The organism is Vibrio tarriae (assembly GCF_002216685.1).
Lineage (GTDB): Bacteria > Pseudomonadota > Gammaproteobacteria > Enterobacterales > Vibrionaceae > Vibrio > Vibrio tarriae.
Genome location: NZ_CP022352.1, coordinates 194,006 through 214,218, shown reverse-complemented (window position 1 = coordinate 214,218; position 20,213 = coordinate 194,006). Strand labels below are relative to the sequence as shown.

General features: G+C 46.5%; 13 protein-coding genes. 9 read left to right on the top strand and 4 right to left on the bottom strand.

The window, feature by feature from the left end:
* Window positions 1-228: 228 nt before the first annotated feature.
* Window positions 229-1,065: a 5-dehydro-4-deoxy-D-glucuronate isomerase gene (gene kduI, locus CEQ48_RS01580; RefSeq protein WP_001167140.1), complete on the bottom strand. Its 837-nt coding sequence runs from the start codon at window positions 1,063-1,065 to the stop codon at window positions 229-231.
* Window positions 1,066-1,370: 305 nt separating this feature from the next.
* On the opposite strand from kduI, the gene CEQ48_RS01575 reads away from it, so the two are divergent.
* The 7 genes from CEQ48_RS01575 (at window position 1,371) to CEQ48_RS01545 (ending at window position 11,480) form a co-directional block, all read left to right on the top strand.
* Window positions 1,371-2,306, top strand: coding sequence for a sugar kinase (locus CEQ48_RS01575; RefSeq protein ID WP_089069968.1), 936 nt, complete (start codon window positions 1,371-1,373; stop codon window positions 2,304-2,306).
* A gap of 22 nt (window positions 2,307-2,328) precedes the next feature.
* Window positions 2,329-2,961, top strand: coding sequence for a bifunctional 4-hydroxy-2-oxoglutarate aldolase/2-dehydro-3-deoxy-phosphogluconate aldolase (locus CEQ48_RS01570; RefSeq protein WP_089069967.1), 633 nt, complete (start codon window positions 2,329-2,331; stop codon window positions 2,959-2,961).
* A gap of 66 nt (window positions 2,962-3,027) precedes the next feature.
* The gene (galT, locus tag CEQ48_RS01565) at window positions 3,028-4,083 is read left to right on the top strand and encodes a galactose-1-phosphate uridylyltransferase (RefSeq protein WP_089069966.1); all 1,056 of its coding nucleotides are present in this window, start codon (window positions 3,028-3,030) and stop codon (window positions 4,081-4,083) included.
* Between the two features lie 129 nt (window positions 4,084-4,212).
* Window positions 4,213-4,974 carry a 2-dehydro-3-deoxy-D-gluconate 5-dehydrogenase KduD gene (gene kduD, locus CEQ48_RS01560; RefSeq protein WP_055035492.1) on the top strand — a complete coding sequence of 254 codons (762 nt, stop codon included), beginning with the start codon at window positions 4,213-4,215 and terminating at the stop codon, window positions 4,972-4,974.
* Window positions 4,975-5,152: 178 nt separating this feature from the next.
* A complete protein-coding gene (locus tag CEQ48_RS01555) occupies window positions 5,153-6,322 on the top strand; it encodes a glycoside hydrolase family 88 protein (protein WP_181710979.1) in 1,170 nt (389 codons plus the stop codon).
* A gap of 68 nt (window positions 6,323-6,390) precedes the next feature.
* Window positions 6,391-8,574 carry a 1,3-beta-galactosyl-N-acetylhexosamine phosphorylase gene (gnpA, locus tag CEQ48_RS01550; protein ID WP_089069965.1) on the top strand — a complete coding sequence of 728 codons (2,184 nt, stop codon included), beginning with the start codon at window positions 6,391-6,393 and terminating at the stop codon, window positions 8,572-8,574.
* Window positions 8,575-8,909: 335 nt separating this feature from the next.
* Complete coding sequence (locus CEQ48_RS01545) at window positions 8,910-11,480, top strand: polysaccharide lyase family 8 super-sandwich domain-containing protein (RefSeq protein WP_089069964.1); 2,571 nt, start codon at window positions 8,910-8,912, stop codon at window positions 11,478-11,480.
* Between the two features lie 70 nt (window positions 11,481-11,550).
* Here the strand turns inward: CEQ48_RS01545 and CEQ48_RS01540 are convergent, their stop codons facing one another.
* The 3 genes from CEQ48_RS01540 to CEQ48_RS01530 form a co-directional block, all read right to left on the bottom strand.
* Complete coding sequence (locus CEQ48_RS01540; protein WP_089069963.1) at window positions 11,551-13,638, bottom strand: GGDEF domain-containing protein; 2,088 nt, start codon at window positions 13,636-13,638, stop codon at window positions 11,551-11,553.
* A gap of 285 nt (window positions 13,639-13,923) precedes the next feature.
* Window positions 13,924-15,387 (bottom strand): sulfatase family protein, encoded by a 1,464-nt coding sequence (locus CEQ48_RS01535; RefSeq protein WP_089069962.1) that lies wholly within the window; start codon window positions 15,385-15,387, stop codon window positions 13,924-13,926.
* Entirely contained in the window at window positions 15,384-16,871 is a 1,488-nt protein-coding gene (locus tag CEQ48_RS01530) for a sulfatase family protein (RefSeq protein ID WP_089069961.1), read from the bottom strand. The genes CEQ48_RS01535 and CEQ48_RS01530 overlap by 4 nt, the downstream gene beginning before the upstream one ends.
* 183 nt (window positions 16,872-17,054) lie before the next feature.
* Between CEQ48_RS01530 and CEQ48_RS01525 the strand changes: the two genes are divergently transcribed.
* Window positions 17,055-18,254 carry an anaerobic sulfatase maturase gene (locus CEQ48_RS01525; protein WP_089069960.1) on the top strand — a complete coding sequence of 400 codons (1,200 nt, stop codon included), beginning with the start codon at window positions 17,055-17,057 and terminating at the stop codon, window positions 18,252-18,254.
* A gap of 220 nt (window positions 18,255-18,474) precedes the next feature.
* Window positions 18,475-20,190, top strand: a complete 1,716-nt coding sequence (locus CEQ48_RS01520) for a DUF2264 domain-containing protein (protein WP_232477823.1) — start codon at window positions 18,475-18,477, stop codon at window positions 20,188-20,190.
* The last annotated feature ends 23 nt before the right edge of the window (window positions 20,191-20,213 follow it).

Sequence of the window (20,213 nt, the reverse complement as noted above, 5' to 3'; positions counted from 1 at the left end):
AGAACAGCTATGCATCATCTTTTTATGATTCAATATTCCCTTCCTACTTGGCATTGCAGCGATGATGGCTACAACGCCAAGTAGTTTGAGTATAAAATTACCATCCAAGTTATCCGATAACTCAGAGGCTCATTGAATCCAATCGATGTATTTCCATGTTATCCATGGAACGATCTCATCACTCTTCCTAATCGCTTAGGTTGGCCAAAAAGTGAGGAAGTCGCTTCGTTATAGCAAGTCTTGCATTGCGATATGATCCATATCGGTGAAGACTTGGTTTTCACCCACCATACCCCAGATAAAGGTGTAAGCCTGAGTGCCCACGCCGGAATGGATAGACCAGCTTGGTGAAATAACCGCTTGCTCGTTACGTACAACGAGGTGACGCGTTTCTTTCGGTTCGCCCATCAAATGGAACACGGCTGCGTCATCTTGCATGCCAAAGTAGAAGTAGACTTCCATCCGGCGCTCGTGAGTGTGGCAAGGCATGGTATTCCACAGTGAACCTGGCTCTAGTTGAGTGAGCCCCATCAGCAATTGGCATGTTGGCAACACATCTGGAACGATGTACTTGTAAATGGTTCGTTTGTTACTGGTTGCAGCATCCCCCAAGGTTACTGGTGATGCTTCTTGTAAGGTGATCTTTTTGTTTGGATAAGCTTGATGAGCTGGCGCACTGTTGTAGTAAAACTTCGCGGGATCCGCAGGGTTTACACTAGCGAACGCGATCTCTTTAGCCCCCATACCCACATACAAGGCTTCTTTGGCCGCAACTTGGTAAGTCTCACCATCAACCGTCACCACGCCATCGCCGCCGATGTTAATAAGCCCTAATTCGCGGCGTTGTAAGAAGTAATCAACGCCGAAAGTTTTGCCTAGGTCTGCCGCAAAACTCAGCGTTTGGTTAAGGGGCTTAATCCCCCCAAACACGATGCGGTCGATATGGCTGTAAGTCATGGTGTATTGGTCATCGACAAAGATCGACTCAACCAAAAACTGGCTGCGTAGATTTTCAGTGTCGAGGGTTTTCGCATGTTGGCTATGGATTGCTTGGCGTATTTGCATTACTCAATTCTCTTTCAATAAGTATGTCACCTTGTTTCCCAGTGACATGAATCAACTGTATGGCCGTGTCTTTCGGTAATGGTATTGCTCTTTTTTACCTTCTACATAGCCACCCTCATTCAACTTGTACGCACTTTACCACTCTTACTTGAAATGAAAATTTTTGAAATGACGTTTTATTAACTTGCTCACAGAAAAGAAAACATAACAAAACTTAAATTGAAATGTCGTTTTAAAAATAAATTTCATGTGATTAAATACTCTACATAGCTTGAAATGTAGATTGCTGTATTAGGTACGTCACTATGAAAAAGAAAATTGCTGTGCTGGGCGAATGTATGCTGGAGATCCAGAAAACTCAGTCGGGACTACGACAGGGCTTTGGTGGCGATACGCTGAATACGGCTGTCTACCTTGCTCGTTTAGCTCGCGCTGCCAATGTCGATCTATCGGTCAGCTATTTTACAGCATTGGGTAAAGACCATCTTAGCGATGACATGATCAACAGCTGGCAACAAGAAGGCGTGGATACCACTTATGTGGCTCGTTATGCAGATAAATTGCCCGGTTTGTATCTGATTGAAAATCGAGAAGATGGTGAGCGTGATTTTCATTACTGGCGACAAGATGCTGCCGCTCGTTACTGGATTGCACGGGAAGATAATGACCACTTGTACACCATTTTGTCTGACTACGACCTTATCTATCTCTCGGGAATTACCTTAGCCATTCAAGATAGCGCCTCACTAACCAAGCTACTGAATTTAATTAAAAAGCTAAAAGAATCGGGCTGTGTGGTGGCGTTTGATACCAACTACCGAGAGCGTTTATGGCCAACGCCAACGCCAGCACAAGCTCAGGAATGTTATGAACAGACTTTGGCATTGACGGATATTGCATTGCTGACCTTAGACGATGAGCAAAAGCTGTATCAAGAAAAATCGCAAAATGACACCTTAACGCGCTTACAAGCCTTTGGTTTGGCTCAACTGGTACTTAAGTCCGGCAGTGATGGCTGCATGGTTGTGACACAAGGCAAAGAGCAGTGGGTACCGACAACGGCGATTCACGATGTGGTTGATACCACTGCGGCGGGGGACTCGTTTAACGCTGCATATATCTATAAGTGGTTGTCTAGCCAAAACGCAATTCAAGCGGCTTTAGCTGGACATACATTGGCGGGGCAGGTGATACGCCATTACGGAGCCATCATCGCGCAAGATGCAATGCCAACACTGTGAACAGTCATGCTAGGAGAGAAAAATGAGTAAAAACCAATTAGAGAAACAGTTAAGCGCGATGAAAGTCGTTCCCGTGATTGCGATTAAGCGTTCAGAAGATGCGGTGCAATTAGCGAAAACCTTGGTGGAGAACGGCCTGCCTTGTGCCGAAGTGACATTCAGAACGGAAGCCGCAGCAGAGGCGATTCGCTTAATGCGTCATGCTTATCCCGAGATGTTGATTGGAGCAGGCACCGTGCTTAGAACCGATCAAGTGGATGCCGCGATTGAAGCGGGAGTCGATTTTATCGTCAGCCCCGGTTTTAACCCAACCATAGTCAAATATTGCCAACAACGTGGTGTCACCATAGTTCCAGGCGTCAATAACCCGAGCCTTGTTGAGCAAGCAATGGAAATGGGATTGAAAACATTGAAGTTTTTCCCTGCGAGTGCATCGGGCGGTACTGACATGCTCAAAGCGTTGAACGCGGTTTACCCGGTGAAATTTATGCCAACAGGCGGAATTTCAGCCGCCAATATTCAAGATTATTTAGCCATTAGCAGCGTGTTGGCTTGTGGCGGTACTTGGATGGTTCCGGGTCAATTGATTGATGAACAGAACTGGCCTGAGATCGGCAATCTGGTTCGCAAAGCGGTAGATGCACTGACGGCTTGAAAGTGGTGATGGATGTTGAGGTAACGCCATCAAGTTGAAATCTGGGATGTAGAGAGTATTGAAAACATGACGTTAGAAGAATTTGAAGTAGCAGAGCATCCGCACCGTCGCTACAACCCGTTGACTGGTGAGTGGGTATTGGTGTCTCCCCACAGAGCGAAGCGCCCATGGCAGGGACAGCAAGAAGCTGCCAGTGAGCAGTCACTACCAAGCTACGACAAAGGCTGCTTTCTATGCCCCGGAAATCAGCGAGTCAATGGGGAAGTCAATCCTACCTACAATGGCACTTATGTGTTTAAGAATGACTTTGCAGCATTAACGGAAACCACCCCCTTTGCAGAACAGTTGAATGATCCGCTTTTTAAAATGCACAGCGCACGAGGCGAAAGCCGTGTGATCTGTTTCTCTGCCGATCACAGCAAGACACTTCCAGAATTGGAATCTGTCGAAATTGAGCAAGTGATCCGGACTTGGATTGAGCAAACTCAGGAGCTGAGTCAACACTATCCTTGGGTTCAAGTGTTTGAAAATAAAGGTGCGACCATGGGCTGTTCCCAGCCGCATCCACATGGACAAATCTGGGCCAACAGTTTTGTGCCTACGCTGGTCAGCCAAAAGGATCGACATCAAGCAGATTATTTTTCTGAGCACGGTTCGCCTTTGCTGTACGACTATGTTCAGCGTGAGTTAGCACTGCAAGAACGCATTGTCGTTGAGACGGAGTTTTGGGTAGCGCTGGTGCCTTATTGGGCGGCATGGCCGTTTGAAACCTTGCTGTTGCCGAAGCAACGAGTGAGTCGTTTAACGGAATTGTCTGGTGAACAACGTCAGGATTTGGCCATCGCGATCAAAGTACTGACTACGCGTTATGACAATCTTTTCCAATGCTCCTTCCCTTATTCAATGGGTTGGCATGGAGCTCCTTTCTTGGAAGAACAAGATTGCCAACATTGGCAAGTACACGCACTGTTTTATCCACCGCTATTGCGCAGTGCGACCGTGCGTAAATTTATGGTGGGTTATGAAATGCTGGCAGAAAGCCAGCGTGATTTAACGCCAGAACAGGCCGCAGAAAGATTGAGAAGTGTGAGTGCGGTACATTACCGACAACAAGCAAGGTAAGAGCAGCAGTAGCACTTGAGCATCCGCATAAATTTTTTTGCCTAATTTTAAACTTGGAACGTTGTTTTTAAAAAATATTCATCACTTTCATAAAACGAAAGCGTAAATCGAATTTACAGGAATCCAGAAATGATATTAGAAGCTTTTGATCTTAAAGGGAAAGTGGCGTTAGTCACGGGGTGTAATACCGGTTTAGGTCAAGGAATGGCCGTCGCGTTAGCGCAAGCGGGTTGTGACATTGTCGGGGTTAACTATGCCGATGCAGCGGATACGCCTGAACTCGTTCAAGCAGCTGGTCAGCGTTTTTTCTCAATGACGGCCGATCTGAGTGATCAGCAAGTCATTACTAAAGTCGTTGATGAAGCGGTGGGATTAGCCGGACGCATCGATATTCTAGTCAACAACGCGGGCATTATCCGTCGTGCGGATGCCATCGAATTTACCGAAAAAGATTGGGATGATGTCATGGATATCAATATTAAAAGCGTTTTCTTCCTTTCACAGGCGGTCGCAAGACAGTTCCTCTCTCAAGGTCAAGGCGGAAAAATCATCAATATTGCTTCCATGCTTTCTTTCCAAGGCGGGATCCGTGTGCCTTCTTATACCGCATCAAAAAGTGCTGTTATGGGTATCACTCGTTTGCTGGCCAATGAGTGGGCTTCACAAGGCATCAATGTCAATGCGATTGCACCAGGTTACATGGCAACCAATAACACGGCGGCACTTAGAGCGGATGCCGATCGTAACCAAGAAATTCTGTCACGTATTCCGGCTCAGCGTTGGGGTTTACCAAGCGATTTAGCTGGCCCCGTGGTGTTCTTGGCCTCGCCAGCATCTGATTACGTCAATGGTTATACCATTGCCGTAGACGGTGGTTGGTTAGCCCGCTAGTAAGCCTGCAATTCACCGCGTATGAGTCACAAACTTAGCATTTGTTTTGAAATGACGTTTTTGAAATGATGTTTTGGAAAATGTGACTCGGCGTGATGTGAATATTTCATAAGCAAGTTATGATTTCAGTATGAGCTTGCTTATGAAGCAAATCGAATAATTGATGAGAATGACTTATATGACCAAACCTATTGCACTTCGACCATTGCCAAGCACTTTAGATGAACCTCGGGTACTCAATCATCTGAGTAAAGTGGTGGAAGCTATTGCACGTAATATTCCGAAAATTGGTGAGCGTAACCCTAAAATCGGTACTCACGATCATCAATGGGAATTTTGTGGCCAATTTGATTGGGTATCCTCATTTTGGACGGGGGAACTCTGGCTTTGTTACCAAATGACAGGCCAAGAAACCTTTAAAAACAGCGCTAAACTGCGCAAATCTTACTTTGCCAACATGCTTTTGGATCCGTTCTGGTTGGATCATGATTTAGGTTTTCAATACAGCTTAAGCTGTGTTGCGGACTATCAACTGACAGGGGATGAAGAATCCAAGATGATGGCGATTCGCGCCGCCGATCATCTGATTCATCGCTTCCGCAAAATTGGCGGTTACATTGTCGCGTGGAACGATACGCATCCCCTTGGCCCTGAAATCACCCAAGGGAAATCGATCATCGATTCTTTGCAAAATACCGCACTGCTCTTTTGGGCATCAAAGATGACAGGTTCACCGGTCTATGCGAATGCTGCTAAGCGCCACAGTGAAACCTTAGCCAAGCACATAGTGCGTGATGATTTCTCAACTTATCACTCATTTAATTTCCATCCAGTGACTCAACAGCCGCTTAAGGGCGAGACTTTCCAAGGTTACGCGGATGATTCTTGCTGGGCTCGTGGTCAATCATGGGCGATTCATGGCTTTGCCCAAACCTACCTTTATACCGGTGATGAGCAGTTTTTAACGCTCGCGAAGCAGCTTGCGAAATACGCGACTGACCACATCACGGACGATGGTGTACCTGTGTGGGATTACAGCCTACCGGCTGATGAAATTCAGTATAAGGACAGCTCTGCTGGTGCGATTACCGCGGCAGGCTTGCTGCTGATTGCGCAGTGCATTGACGATGAACAAGAAGCAAAAATGTACCGCGATTGGGGTCTGTTCTTGCTGCAAGGTCTCATGAAGCAATGCGATTTAACCGATGATGAACAGGCTCTCGGTCTGCTGGCGGAAGGCGCATCCTTCGTCAAAATTGGTCTTTGCAACAACATGCTGCCTTATGGTGATTACTACTATCTAGAAGCACTGATGCGTGCAAACGGCTACCGGAACTTCTTCTGGTAAGTCAGTAACCTCTCTTCTCTAGGCTGAGGGAGTTCAGCCTAGAATCGCAACTTTTCGGAGTATGAAAGATGACTAAGATGACCTCACGTAAAGGGCATATGACCCTGCCTGTCGAAGTGGGACAGGAAGAGGTAGTTTTGGATTTATATCAGCGTTGGCAAGCGGATGCACTGCGCGATAGTGATGGCACCAGCATGCCAGCTTGTCTGGCAGAGCAAGACAGCGAAATCTATTCGATCATGTGTTTAGTGCGTGCCGACCAAGCCTTTGCGAACCAACACCCAGAATACTTGCACCGCAAATACTTGATGTCTTTCCCTGTTACGGCAATGGATGAAACCTTAGTGCTGACACCACTAAAAGGTTACAGCAAAGACAAGTATGAGCTGGATGACGACAGCGATCCTAAGCAATGGTGGGAAGTGCGTAACCGCACAACGAACCAAGTGATTCCTGCTGCGCAGTGGGAGTTTGATGCTGATCGCCAGCAGGTGACAATTTTCCAAGCGGTGCCTTACCATGAATACACGGTGACTTTCATGGCACGCCAGGTTTGGGATAGCGTATCCATGTATAACGCGCTAACCAACGACTGGAAAGGGCCAAAAATCAAGAGTTTGGATCCTTATCATCCCGAGTGTCGAGCACATCTTCTGGCACATTTCCAAAAATGGCTGGATGAGCACCCGCACACGACCGTGGTTCGTTTCACGACTTTCGCTTTCCTCTTTGTGATTGATACTGGTGAAAAGAACCAAGATATCTATCGTGATTGGACGGGTTACGGTGAAACCGTTAGCCCGCGTGCTTTGGAAGATTTTGAACGCCGCTTTGGGTATAAACTCTCCCCTGAAGATTTTGTGGATGCAGGCTATTACAACGGAACGTACAAGGTACCATCGCAGCGCTACCGTGACTGGATGACCTTTGTGCAAGATTTTGTGGTGGAGTTTGCCGCGCAGTTGGTGGAAATGTCTCACCAAGCAGGTAAGAAAACCGCCATGTTCCAAGGCGATCATTGGATCGGTACCGAGCCTTTCTTGGATAGCTATCAAAAAATTGGTTTAGATATCAACATTGGTGCAGTGGAGGATGGCGTGGCACTGCGTCGCTTAACCGATTCACAAGGTAGCCAAATTCGCGAAGCACGGTTCTATCCTTATTTCTTCCCAGATGTGTTCCGTGAAGGGAATGATCCAGTTGTTGAATCCATGTCGAACTGGACTAAGATTCGCCGTGCGATGTTGCAAAAACCATTGGATCGAATTGGTTACGGTGGCTATCTCTCCTTAGCTAACCAGTTCCCGCATTTTATTGACCATGTGAGTGAGATTTCACGTGAGTTTGGTACTTATTTGGATAAAACGGCACGTACTGAATCACAGAAGCTGCCGGGTAAAGTCGCGGTATTAAGCGCGTGGGGTAAAGCACGTAGCTGGCTACAAAACCAAGCACGCGATCAGCGCTTTTATGTTCCGCCTCGTCCGGATGTGATGGAATTTGTCGGCAATAACTTACTCGAATGTTTGGCAGGGCTGCCATTTGAAGTCGAGTTCATCAGTTTTGAAGACATCATCCAGCACGGCATTGGTGATGACATCAAAGTGATCATCAACACGGGCGATGCGAATTCTGCATGGAGCGGTGGTGAGTGTTGGGCCGATCCACAAGTGCTGGTGGCTTTACGTCGATTTGTCGCCAATGGCGGCGGCTTACTGGGGGTATGTGATCCTTCTGCACTGCAAAAGAACGGACGCTATTTCCAACTAGGTGATGTTTTTGGCCTAGAGAAAGAAACGGCATTGACCATGGGACGTGTCGCCATGCCACTGAACATCGCCAAAGATCATTACCTGAGCCAGTTTGTTACTGGTGAAGAAGACTTTGGTAATCCAAGCTACGTTTACCCGCAGGCGGATGATTTGGCCGTACTTGCAGCGCAAGGGCAGCATCTCGCTCTGACAGCAAGAAATTATGGTGAAGGGCGGGCGGTTTACTTAGGGAATCTGCCGTTTACCATGGTCAATGCACGTTTGTTACAACACATTCTGGTATGGCTAGGCGGTAATGAAGCATATCCTCAACCTTGGTTGTCATCTCATCCATTGGTGGACGTGGCCTATTATCCAGAGATGAACGTCGCGACCGCGGTGAACTTTTCAAGCTTGCCGCAAATGCTGACTGTTGTAGATGAACGGGGATATGACGTTGAGATTCGTCTACAAGGCTATGAATGGAAATGGATTGAGTGATGAATTCATTCATAAATGAACAAAGGACGCTTAGGCGTCCTTTTTACATAATTCTCTGTTTAAGTTGATTTAAAGTGCTTATTCCTACTCCAGACAGCTGATGTTGATAGTTCATACAGATGTTTTAAATTTGATCGAAATTACATTCTCTTAAAAATAAAAAAGCTTTTCATTATGGTTGTGTTACTGTTCCAAATAGAATTGTTTAAACAATCAGCAAAGTGAAACATGTTTCTAACATCGGCAATGATGTCAGTGTTAGCGAGAGTTTTACGACAACGTCAAGTTTGGTTTCTCCTAATAACAAATGAAATCCCCTACAAAGAGAACAAACCATGATGATCAACAAACTGAAGACAAAGTGGTGGCTATTGGCTCCCTATATGATCTGTCAATCAGCATTGGCAGACGACATTCAAACCCTCACGCAGCGTATTGCGCCTGATTTTGCTCAGGTTGCCGTTGAAGCGGCTCAAGGGCTTGGGCAACCACTGTCTACACTCGCAGCGCAATATCTGGCCAATCAGCAAACTGATGGTCATTGGTCGGATATTGACTATGCACTGATTCCAACTCAAGAAGCGCCTATCCGTGAGCACTTGACTCGTGTGCGTGCGTTGGCTGCCCAATATTACCTTTCCAATGATCCCACTTTTGCGGCAGGCGCCATCGCGGGTCTTTATCATTGGTACAGCGCTGACCGTACCAACAGCAACTGGTGGTGGAATGAGATTGGTAAACAGATTTATCTCGGCCCAACAGCCTTTTTGCTTGGAAACCAGTTGCCTAGCGATTTGAGTACTTCGATACGCTCAGATATGCCGACAGAGCCTTACAAAACTGGTGCTAACCGCACGGATATTTCAAAAGGAGTCATCTACGGCGGTTTGCTTGGGAGCGATTCAGCGCAAGTGAAACGTGGGCTTGGCGGCATTGAAGAGACCATTGTGTTTACTGAAGCAGAAGGTGTGCAAGCCGATTTTTCCTTCCAGCAACATGGCGCTCAACTTTATAACGGCGGGTATGGGGATGTTTTCTTTGATGCCGCGTCTTATTGGGCTTACCACGTTCGCGATTTACAGTGGCATTTTGCCCCAGATAAGAATCGCCTCGTTGCGGATTACTTTTTAGATGGTGTCCGTTGGATGAGCCGGCATGGCACGCTGGATTATAACGCGCGTGGTCGTGGCTTAAGCCGAGTGGATAAAGCAAACCTCGGTCCTATTCTACGCCAAGCCGATTACGTCGCTGCGTTGGCTCCTGAACGCGCGGCTGAAGCGCAGCAGTTTAAACAACATGTGAATGGTGCGCCGGAAAGCATCGCAGGATTTCGCTCTTTTTACCGTTCAGACTATGCCAGCAAAGTGGCTAATGGCCATTTCATTGGTATCAAGATGAATTCTAAGCGAATTAAACCCACTGAAGCGGGGAATGGTGAAAATCTACTCGGTAACTGGATCGGTTTTGGTAGCACTTTCATCATGCAAAGAGGTGATGAATACCACGGCCTCTTCCCTGTGTGGAACTGGGCTTTAGTGCCGGGTACAACGGCACCACAATTTGCGATTAAACCAGCAGATTGGGGGCGTATCGAAATGCAAACCCAATTTGTCGGTAGCGTATCGGACGGGCGAAATGGCGTTGCTGTCATGGATATGGATGCCTACCAAACCAAAGCCAAAAAAGCATGGTTTAGCTTTGATGATGAACTGGTCGCCTTAGGCGCGGGTATTCAGTCGACTCGCGCAGAATATGTGAATACCACAGTTAACCAAACACGCTTGAATGGACCTGTTACTGTGGATGGTCAAGTGTATAGTACTGGCAGCCGTCAGTTAGTGAATGCGTCTTGGGTTCACCATGATGGTATTGGCTATGTTTTTCCTGCCAATTGGTATGGGCAAATGGATAATCAAACCCAAACTGGCAACTGGAGAAATATCAATACAGGCCAACCGGATGCTCCCGTTTCTGCGGATGTTTTCATGTTACGTATGGGTCACAGTTGGCAGCCAACAAACGCCTCTTATCAGTACATAGTGGTGCCGAATCGTGATGCACAATCGGTGGCCAGCTACGCAGCTTCAGTGCCTGTAAGCGTTCTATCGAACACGCCACAGATACAAGCGGTATCGCATGTGAGCAAGCAGGTGAGTGGCATTGTGTTCCACCAAGCGGGAACGCTGCAATTGCCGAGTGGTAAAACCGTCACTGTGAATAAACCAAGTGTGTTGGTGATTGACGAATCTCAGACGACACCGAAAATCACATTGACGACACCGGGGATCGGAGATCAAGTACAGTTAAAAGTGGAACAAGGCAACAAGGTTTGGGAAACAAGAGTCATAACTTCTGGAGAGTCTCGTTTGATGGGGAAAGGTGTGATGGCGGATTTTGAGGCCGTACCAATGGTTCCACCTTTGACCTTGACTGTCAGTGCCGATGTATTTGTGCGTGATGGGCAATACGCCAACCAAAGCTTTGGCACCAACAGTTACTTAGTCGTAAAAAGCGATATTACGGGCTATAACCGTAAAACGGTTCTAAAGTTCGACTTGAGTCAACAGGCGCTGTCCTCCCATTCACAAGCGGTGTTGAGATTGCATGTGAAAAACGTCAATAACGCTGCATCCCGAGCAATCACGGTATCCCGTTTAAAACCCAGTGCATGGCAAGAAAACAGCCTGACTTGGAGCACTTTGCCGCCGATTGTACAACAAGGTGCGACGGTGACGATCTCACCTCCTCAAGTGAGTGAGTGGGTAGAGATGGATGTTTCGAATCTTATAGTGCAAGGCGAGCTGTCTCTGCTGTTAGAAAATAAAGGTCCCGCACACCAGAAATCGGATGTGAATTTCTCTAGTAAAGAGAGTGGATCTGCACCTCAATTAGTTATTCAACTTTAACTGAAGCCTAAGTAGGGCTTGTCCTAGTACGATCTGCCATGAATGGGTCGTTTAGGTAAGCCCTTATTTATTAGACAGAATAGACCACCAACTGTTGCTTGCCATTGGCTTTCGCTTGATAAAGAGCTTGATCGGCAAGGCTGAAAAAGCTGTCAGTCGTCATTGTTGGAGTTGGGGTAGTGCTTGCCGCGCCAATCGATACCGAAAGATGATTGAAAGCCTGTGCAGTTCTTTGGTCAAACTCGGCAATCACTTGAGTCAATAAGTTCAAATGAGATTGCGGATCACAGCCAGACATGATGACAGCGAATTCATCCCCGCCAAGACGAGTGAGGCGATCCGTCGGTCGAACGAAAATATCACGCAGTAAATCAGCAAACTGTCTCAGCAGTTCGTCCCCTACTTGGTGGCCGAGCTGATCATTAACCAGTTTAAAACCATCCAAATCCATGACGGCAAGCGTGATCGGTTGCTGCGCTTGGTACGTTTGCCAATACTCTTGGATGAATTCTTCGTAGGCTCGTCGATTGTAAAGTTGAGTCAAACTGTCGGTTCGAGCAGCTTGCGCCAATTTTCGATTAACACTTTGCAACTCTCGAGTGCGGGCGGTAATGCGCTCTTCAAGAGTTTTATTCAGTTTTTCTAGCTTTTCTTGTCCGCGTAGTCTTGCCAACATTTCGCCAAAGTTACGAGTAAACAACTGGATCAACTCATGCTGATGTGAGGAAAGCAGGCGCTGCCTGAGTAAATTATCCGCACAAATGAACGCGATTAATTGGTTATCAACGGATAATGCAATCGCGGCATTCCAACCGTGGCCGACCATTTTTCTGTCGTGCCAAAGCGGAACGTCATTGAGCAAGACCAGTGTATTGGGTGTTGTAAAAGCTTGTTCAAACAGTGCCGATTCTGGGTAGGTCATAGAAAAATAGCTTTCGTTACGGATCACGCCATCGGTATCCACACCGTAGGTGCCTTGTAGTATGTCTGGTTCTGAATCACTGGGTAAAAAGATACCGATACGATCAATATCCAGCTTAGAGACAGAGAACTCGACAGCCTGCTTACAGATTTCCAGTGAGTTTCTGGCGTGCGACATCAATTGCAGCGCTTGGCTGATCATGCGTACCCGGTTGTTATGGCGGATTTCAACCAAAATCCGTGATACGGTTTTGGCAAACACTTCTAATGCTTCCTGAATGTCGAGGTCAAAAGGCTGTTGGTTGAGTAAATTATCCATGGCAATCCAGCCAAGGGGTTCTTGAGATTCATTGCGTAGCACAACCATCGCATTCCAACCATGTCCGATCGGTTGGTGTTGATGGTAAAGCGTAATATCTGATACCAAATGAAACCAGTTATTCGGCTGACTTAATATACTTAAAAAGCGAGGATCCAGTTGAGTGTAAGGGTAGTAGTCATCGGATTCATCACGATATTGACCTTGGTCATCGGTTCCAAATACACCGTGATAGCGGCTCACTTTATGATCGATTAAAAAGGTACCAACGCGATCTAATCCTAGATCTTCACGTAACAATTTGACACTTTGTTTGAGGAGATCAAATTCAGTACGAGCTGAAGTAAGTTCGGCAACGCCGAGCGCGACTTTGCTCATTGCTTGATGACGGCGAGTTTGTGTCTGTAGTTTATTGAGGATCAGACCATATTGGTGATCGACGGCTCGACGTTTCTCCGCTGCGGTGAGCTTAATATATTGAGTGAGCCAAAACTGCTGCAAAACGGTGGCGAGCATATGCCATTCATCAGCATAACTTTGAAAATGTTGTTCATTCTCCAATAATAAAATCAGTACAGTGGAATGCTCTTCTTCAAAGGAGAGGCGGCATACCAAAGCCTTTCTCTTTTTAACCAATAACGAGTGTGGAATAAGGACAAATCCGGCATCTCTTCTAAGTTTGGAGAGCCATTGCCACCAAGTGCTATCGAGTTTGTCGCTAAAGTCAGATTCAATTAAACAAGAGCCTTCATGTAAAGCACACAGATCCTGCGCGGCAGGGTGACAGATCTGGACTCCTTCTACTGGTAATAACGTACTTAAATGCCGGCATAGGAGTTGGGAAACGTCATATTGGCTTATCCCTATGTGTTCAAGTTGCAGTAATGACGCTGCGGTTTCGGCCAGTCTTTTAGGCATTTATGAGAGACCTATACATAATCAAACGGATAAAGTGAAGAGTCACCGCCGATTTAAAAGTAATCTGTACGTTAATACTAATACGGTTTAGTGATTTTTTACGGGCAACAACTATCACACACTAAGGGTAGCTAGAAAGTTTATTCTACAAAATAAGTGTCTGAACTGTGATGGAGACATGCTCTCTAGTTCGAATAAATGAAATTATTCAAATTGGAACGTGATCCATATATCTCCATGCTGCATGAAAGAATTGGCTACTCAGTAATGAATAGCCAATTCTGTTTAGCGAGTCCTTGCCTGTTTGATGACTTTTTGAAGCGCTAACTCGAGCTCTTCAACCTTTTCTGGCATCTGTTCAGCTAAATTGATGAGCTGACCCACGTCATCTTTTAAATCATAAAGTTGAGGTGAGGATTGGTTACCTTTCTCATTACCTGTGTATTGGCAAATAAAGTCGTCATCGTGTGCGGGGATATAAGCATAGTGTTGGTTTCGGAACACTTTTTTGTACTGCATCCCTTCCAAGACCATATCATTTCGCCCAACAAAGTCTCTACCTAACAGTGTGTCGAGTAAAGGTTGACTGTCGGGGGCTTCTGTTTGGGTCAACGGACGGTTGAGCAACTGAGCGAAGCTATGATAGAGGTCTACCTGATTAAAAAGCGCGGAGCTTTGACCTGAAGCGACTTGCTGCGGCCAACGGACGATAAATGGAACGCGTGTTCCACCCTCAAATAAGCTGTATTTTCCACCTCGTAATGGCCCCGACATACGATGTTGCCCATTGAGTTCTATAGCTTGATCTTTGTAGCCATCGTTAAGTACGGGGCCGTTATCGCTGGAGAAGATCACTAAGGTGTTGTCTTTGAGCCCAAGCTCATCGATTTTTTTGAGAACTTTGCCGATACACCAGTCCATTTCAACAATCACATCACCACGTACACCATGTGGCGTCACGCCACGAAATTTAGGGTTAGGAATGCGAGGTACGTGTGGCTGGTGCAGCGCATAATACAAGAAAAATGGCTGTTGCTGATGTTGTTCAATAAAGGAAATGGCTTTATCGGCAAAGACTTCTCCCATGGTTTCATCATTCCATAACGCGGATTTACCACCCCGCATATGGCCGATGCGGCTAATGCCATTAATGATGGTGCCATCATGTCCGTGATCGTACATCACATCCAGTAACTCTGGGTTTTGGCGACCATTGGGTACATCAGGAAAGGCTTTGGCCCAATCATAGGTGACTTCAATCGGGTCCTTGGGGTCGAGATTCGCGACTTGGCGGTTATGGATGTAAACACAAGGCACGCGATCGTTGGTGGCGGCCATAATAAAGGAGTGATCAAAACCGACATCATTCGGTGTACCTTGGATCTCCTGATTAAAATCCAATTCCCCATTGCCCAAACCAAGATGCCACTTGCCGACAATGCCGGTGGCATAGCCGTGTTCTTGGAACAAGTTGGCTAAAGTCGCATCGTCACTGGTAATGATTTGTGCGGCGTCACCGGGCAGTACCGCGGCATCTGGATTGCGCCAAGGGTAACTGCCCGTCAATAAACTGTAGCGAGAAGGCGTACAAGTTGCGGCAGTGGCGTAGGCTTGATCAAACTTCAGCCCCTCCTCGGCGAGTTGATCCAAATTTGGTGTTGGAATGTCATTCGCGCCATAGCAACTTAAGTCGCCAAAACCTAAATCGTCGGCATACAGAATAATGACATTGGGTTGGGTATTTCTCATGAATTATCCTTCGTTGATTGAACTGGATAGGGTAGGAGTGAGGCCAAAATGCCTTGTTCTACCCAAGGATCCTGAATTCGGTGCAGTTCTTCGGCCATCAGTTGTAGGAGTGGTTTTACGAATGAATCCTGAGGCTCAAAGGGTAAATTAGTTAATTGGTACGGATCAGCTTGGTTATCGAACAACTGGGTGGCGATAAGCTCTGCTTGATGATTGATTTCCAATGCCAGTGTGTAGCGAAGTGTTCGGATACCACGGCTCTGCGGGAAATAGGAAATCACTTCGCCTAAGGCGTTTTTCTCTCCGTCTTGATTACGCAGATAAAGCGCGCAGTCTGGTAAAGCGGGATGAGCGGGTGGTTGGGTAATCACGCAAGAGAGATCGCGACCATCTATCGAAAGAGGATTTGCCATCGGAACGCCAAGTAAGCCCAAGATGGTCGGCATAATATCAGGGCTGCTCAGTAAGGTTTGGCTGATGGTCGATTGCTGCTGGTGGTCTGTTTTAATCACAAAAGGCACGCGTAGAGCTTCATCATAAATGACGTTTTTTGCATCGTTTAGGCTGTGGCTACACAGGGTTTCACCGTGATCGCTGGTAAACACGACCACGGTATTGTGCCACTCGCCGATCTCGTCTAGTGCCTGAAAAATACGCCCAATCTCTTTATCCACACCGCTGATGTTGGCGAAATAGTAACGCGCACTGTCGGCTTTGTTGATTGAAGCATCGGCATTTGGGCGGATTAATAGTTCCTGATTGCTGGCGGCTTGATACAACGCGAGGTCACTCTCACGGCAGTCATTAACACTGTTATACGGGCTGTGTGGCGGATTCATCGACACAAAAAGCGCGAAGGGTTTCTGTGCATCACGTTCGCCATGCTGATTAAGTAGATAAGCGATCGCTTTATCCGCTTCATGCTCGGCCGACCATGTTTTGGGCTGATGGCGTTTACCTTGCGTATCGTAATAATGAGGGTTGCGATGTTCATCAAAAGTGCCGTAGCCATACCAGTAATCAATGTGGTGTCGGCGTTCTGGCTCGGTATAGGAATCCCAAACCGGAAACTGTTCTTCTACATAGCAGTCCGGCTTATCAGGCGCATTCGGAGTCGGGTAATCGAGATGCCATTTACCGATGTAACCAATGTGATAGCCTGCTTGTGAGAGCACATCGGTAAAGCATTCCGCGTCAGCCGGCAAATTTGAGATAGTCCGTAAAGAGTGGCAGTTAAGTGGAACGCCACTTTTATTAGGGTATTGCCCAGTGAACAAACTTCCACGGTGAGGACTGCATAATGGGCAATTGCTGACAGCATGGGTCAGCAAGGTGGCTTGCTGAATGAAATTGTCCAACACTGGGGTGAAAACAGGATCGGGCTCGCCAGAGCAAAAAGGCCGGTAGGTGGCGTGTTGCCAAATGCTCAACGCCATCATGCGCCACTGATCGGGAAAAACATAAAGTAAGTTTGGTTTTTTCATTGTTCAGAGATGGGCAGAGTTCTTTGATCAAAATTCTATAATGGAACGCCATTTCGAATTTGTGATCAAATCTCCACCTAAGGAAAAAATGAAAAGATGTTTTGATAAAAATGGATAAAATCGATTGGGAAGATAATTTGCCCTGCCATTGCAGGGTCAGATGCCTACACTGGATTTTTATTGATGTCAGAACAACGGATTTTTACTCGCAAACCAACGGCAAAACGGCCATTTCATCTCTTGGCAAAACCGATTGGGCCTTTGTGCAATCTCGATTGTGCCTACTGTTTCTATCTCGATAAAACCCAGTATTACCCGGGGCAAAACCGCTTTGATATGGATGATGCACTGCTAGAAGCGCATGTGCGGAACTACATTGAAAGCCAGCCCATGGGATGTCGTGAAGTGACTTTTGGCTGGCAGGGTGGCGAACCCACTCTGCGTGGCATCGATTTTTATCGTAAAGCGGTGGCCTTACAGCGCAAATACGCTAGGCCGGGAATGCACATTGCAAATACCGTACAAACCAATGGGGTACTCATTAATGACGAATGGGCGCAATTTTTGGCCGACCATCAATTTTTGGTGGGCATCAGTCTGGATGGTGATGAAGAGCTGCACGATCACTTCCGTAAGACTCGCAGTGGGCAAGGGACTTACCAAGCGGTAGTGAAAGGGCTGCGTTGTTTGCAGCGTTATCGAGTGGAATACAATGTGTTGACTGTGGTGCAAGCGCACAACGGAGACCATGGGACAAGGGTTTACCAGCATTTGGTTTCGCTTGGTGCTCAGTTCATTCAGTTTATTCCTGTGGTGGAAAGTATTGCGGGAGAAGGCATCTCTTCACGCAGTGTGAGTGCTCAGCAGTTTGGCCAGTTTATGATTGATGTCTTTGAAGAGTGGCGTCAGTATCATATCGGGCAAGTTTTTGTCAGCCACTTTGATAATGCGTTGGGCATGAGTCTCGGTTTGCCTTCATCGATCTGTGTGCATGCCCAACGTTGCGGCGACAACTTGGCCGTTGAACACAATGGCGATGTGTACAGTTGTGACCACTTTGTTTTTCCTGAATTCAAACTGGGTAATCTGCGTGAACACGATTATCCCGACCTGATTGAAACCCCAATCCAACAGAGTTTTTCAGAACGTAAACCCATAGGCAGCCAGCTTCATTGCCAAGGGTGTCCGCAATGGGATTTATGCCATGGCGCATGTCCTGCACAACGCTTAAATGATCGAGGGGAGCTTTCGCTCACTGCACCACATCATCTTTGCGTCGGCTATAAACAGTTTTTCACTCACCTTCGCCCCTATTTGCGTGCGATGGGCAAATGCTTACGGGCAGGAAAAACCGCACAGCAGTACCAAGACTTCCTTGGGTAATCTTTGAATCATGGTTTGAAACATCATTAATGAAATGGCTTTTTAAATTAAACGAAATTTTCATGATGAAAATGTGATCGGGGTAATTAATCACTGTGATTTATGGGGATGAGTTTTGATCTAAATATCATAAATATAAAAAAGCGTTTCAAAAATATTTGTTTGTGCGATTAAATTATTTCAATAGAGCAGCAAATGTCACTCAGGAGTCAGCATGTGCATGCGGTTGAAAGACCTAATTCAGCAACCTAAACCATTTAATCACCGCAGCAATGTTAATGATTTAACTAAGAAAATTGCGGATTTACAGCTTGCTGTCGTTACTGACTCGGTAAACTTGGATGCTCAAGCTTATGGTGCTGCACACTATTCTGAACAGACGGCTCAAATCGAATATTATTGTCGCCTACTTTGGCTGGCAGTACCTGCGAAGAAATTATGCCTAGAGCTCAATCAGCAGCTTGCACAGAAAATCATGGAAGGAACCAACCCTCACTCCCCCAATTATTGGCAGAAAGCCAAAGATTATGATCAACGAGTGGTGGAGATGTCAGCCATTGCAATGGCGTTAGTGGAAGCACCTGAAATCTATTGGTCTCCCTTTTCATCGACTGAGCAGCAAAATTTGGCACTCTGGCTGTTATCTGTCAATCACTTGAGTTTACCGCCGAATAATTGGTATTGGTTTCGAGTGCTTATCCTCACTGCTTTACAGAGTGTGGATGTACGCATTGAAAGCAGTGAGTTAGACAATGATCTGAATGCCATTAGTCAGATGCAGTTAGAACAGGGTTGGTACAAAGATGGCAACAACTCAGTGACGGACTATTACAACCCGCTCGCTTTTCAACTGTATGCATTGATGTATTGCCGCTGGAAACCGCAATGTCCCCGTGTTCCTAATTTGCTTAAGCAAGCGCTTCAGTTTTCGGAAACCTATGTGAATTGGTTTGGTACTGATGGTAGCCAGTTGGGGTACGGTCGATCGCTTAATTACCGTTTTGCCATTTTGGCTTTCTGGGCCGAATTGGCGCGTCTACTTCCTGAACATAGCAATGTACCTTTGTGGCGCACGTTATGGACGCAGGGGATGAACTGGTGGGCGGAACAACCGATTTGGGATTGTAATGGCACGCCAATGCCGGGCTTTGCTTACCCTAATCTTTTGATGAGTGAGTTTTATACTAGCTCCGCTTCTCCTTTGCTGGCTTTTAAAGCGTTTAACGCATTAGCGTTGGAAGAGGATCATCCGTTTTGGCAAAGCCGTGTTACGCCTCTTCATTCTCATGCAGAAGCCTATTGGGTTAACCACCATCATCAAATTTGGCGTAATGGTGGCAGCTATCTCATCAGCAATGCACCGGGAAGCAGTGAACTGCGCGAGTGTGCGGACAAATACTACAAATTCGCCTACAGCTCACAGCATGGTTTTTGTATCGATAGCTTGCGTTGGGTCAGCCAAGGCTGGATTGGTGACAACCTTCTCGCGATACAACATCCCGATACCCATGGTTGGTATGGGCGGAAATCGAACCATCGGACCTACCGAGTGGGCGACACGTTAGTTTCAGAGTGGTCACCTTTTACCGGTTGTTACGTAACGACTTACCAAACCCTGAAAGAGGGAAAAGAAATCCGCATTCATCGAATTGAAAGCCAACGTGAATTGGCTTTCATTCAGACAGGTTATTGTGTTGACGCTTGGCGTGGTTGGTTTACTCACAGTGAACCTTCATCAAAACGCATCGAGTCAGAGCAATTATTTAGCGAACTGGCATTAATTCGGGGACCTGGGGAAAACCATTGTTACCCCTGTGCTCCCAATACCAACATCCTCTATCCACACGCATGTGTACCTGCGATATCTGGTGTTACGCATCGAGGTATTACGGAGTTAGAGGTTCAGATATCGGCAGGAAGTAAAAGCGTTGCATGAAGCGGCGTTAACTTAAACTTGAA

Bases quoted from the DNA above. Each gene is read 5' to 3' on its own strand.
- kduI (WP_001167140.1), bottom strand. From the start codon at position 1,065: ATGCAAATACGCCAAGCAATCCATAGCCAACATGCGAAAACCCTCGAC.
- CEQ48_RS01575 (WP_089069968.1), top strand. From the start codon at position 1,371: ATGAAAAAGAAAATTGCTGTGCTGGGCGAATGTATGCTGGAGATCCAG.
- CEQ48_RS01570 (WP_089069967.1), top strand. From the start codon at position 2,329: ATGAGTAAAAACCAATTAGAGAAACAGTTAAGCGCGATGAAAGTCGTT.
- galT (WP_089069966.1), top strand. From the start codon at position 3,028: ATGACGTTAGAAGAATTTGAAGTAGCAGAGCATCCGCACCGTCGCTAC.
- kduD (WP_055035492.1), top strand. From the start codon at position 4,213: ATGATATTAGAAGCTTTTGATCTTAAAGGGAAAGTGGCGTTAGTCACG.
- CEQ48_RS01555 (WP_181710979.1), top strand. From the start codon at position 5,153: ATGACCAAACCTATTGCACTTCGACCATTGCCAAGCACTTTAGATGAA.
- gnpA (WP_089069965.1), top strand. From the start codon at position 6,391: ATGACTAAGATGACCTCACGTAAAGGGCATATGACCCTGCCTGTCGAA.
- CEQ48_RS01545 (WP_089069964.1), top strand. From the start codon at position 8,910: ATGATGATCAACAAACTGAAGACAAAGTGGTGGCTATTGGCTCCCTAT.
- CEQ48_RS01540 (WP_089069963.1), bottom strand. From the start codon at position 13,638: ATGCCTAAAAGACTGGCCGAAACCGCAGCGTCATTACTGCAACTTGAA.
- CEQ48_RS01535 (WP_089069962.1), bottom strand. From the start codon at position 15,387: ATGAGAAATACCCAACCCAATGTCATTATTCTGTATGCCGACGATTTA.
- CEQ48_RS01530 (WP_089069961.1), bottom strand. From the start codon at position 16,871: ATGAAAAAACCAAACTTACTTTATGTTTTTCCCGATCAGTGGCGCATG.
- CEQ48_RS01525 (WP_089069960.1), top strand. From the start codon at position 17,055: ATGTCAGAACAACGGATTTTTACTCGCAAACCAACGGCAAAACGGCCA.
- CEQ48_RS01520 (WP_232477823.1), top strand. From the start codon at position 18,475: ATGCGGTTGAAAGACCTAATTCAGCAACCTAAACCATTTAATCACCGC.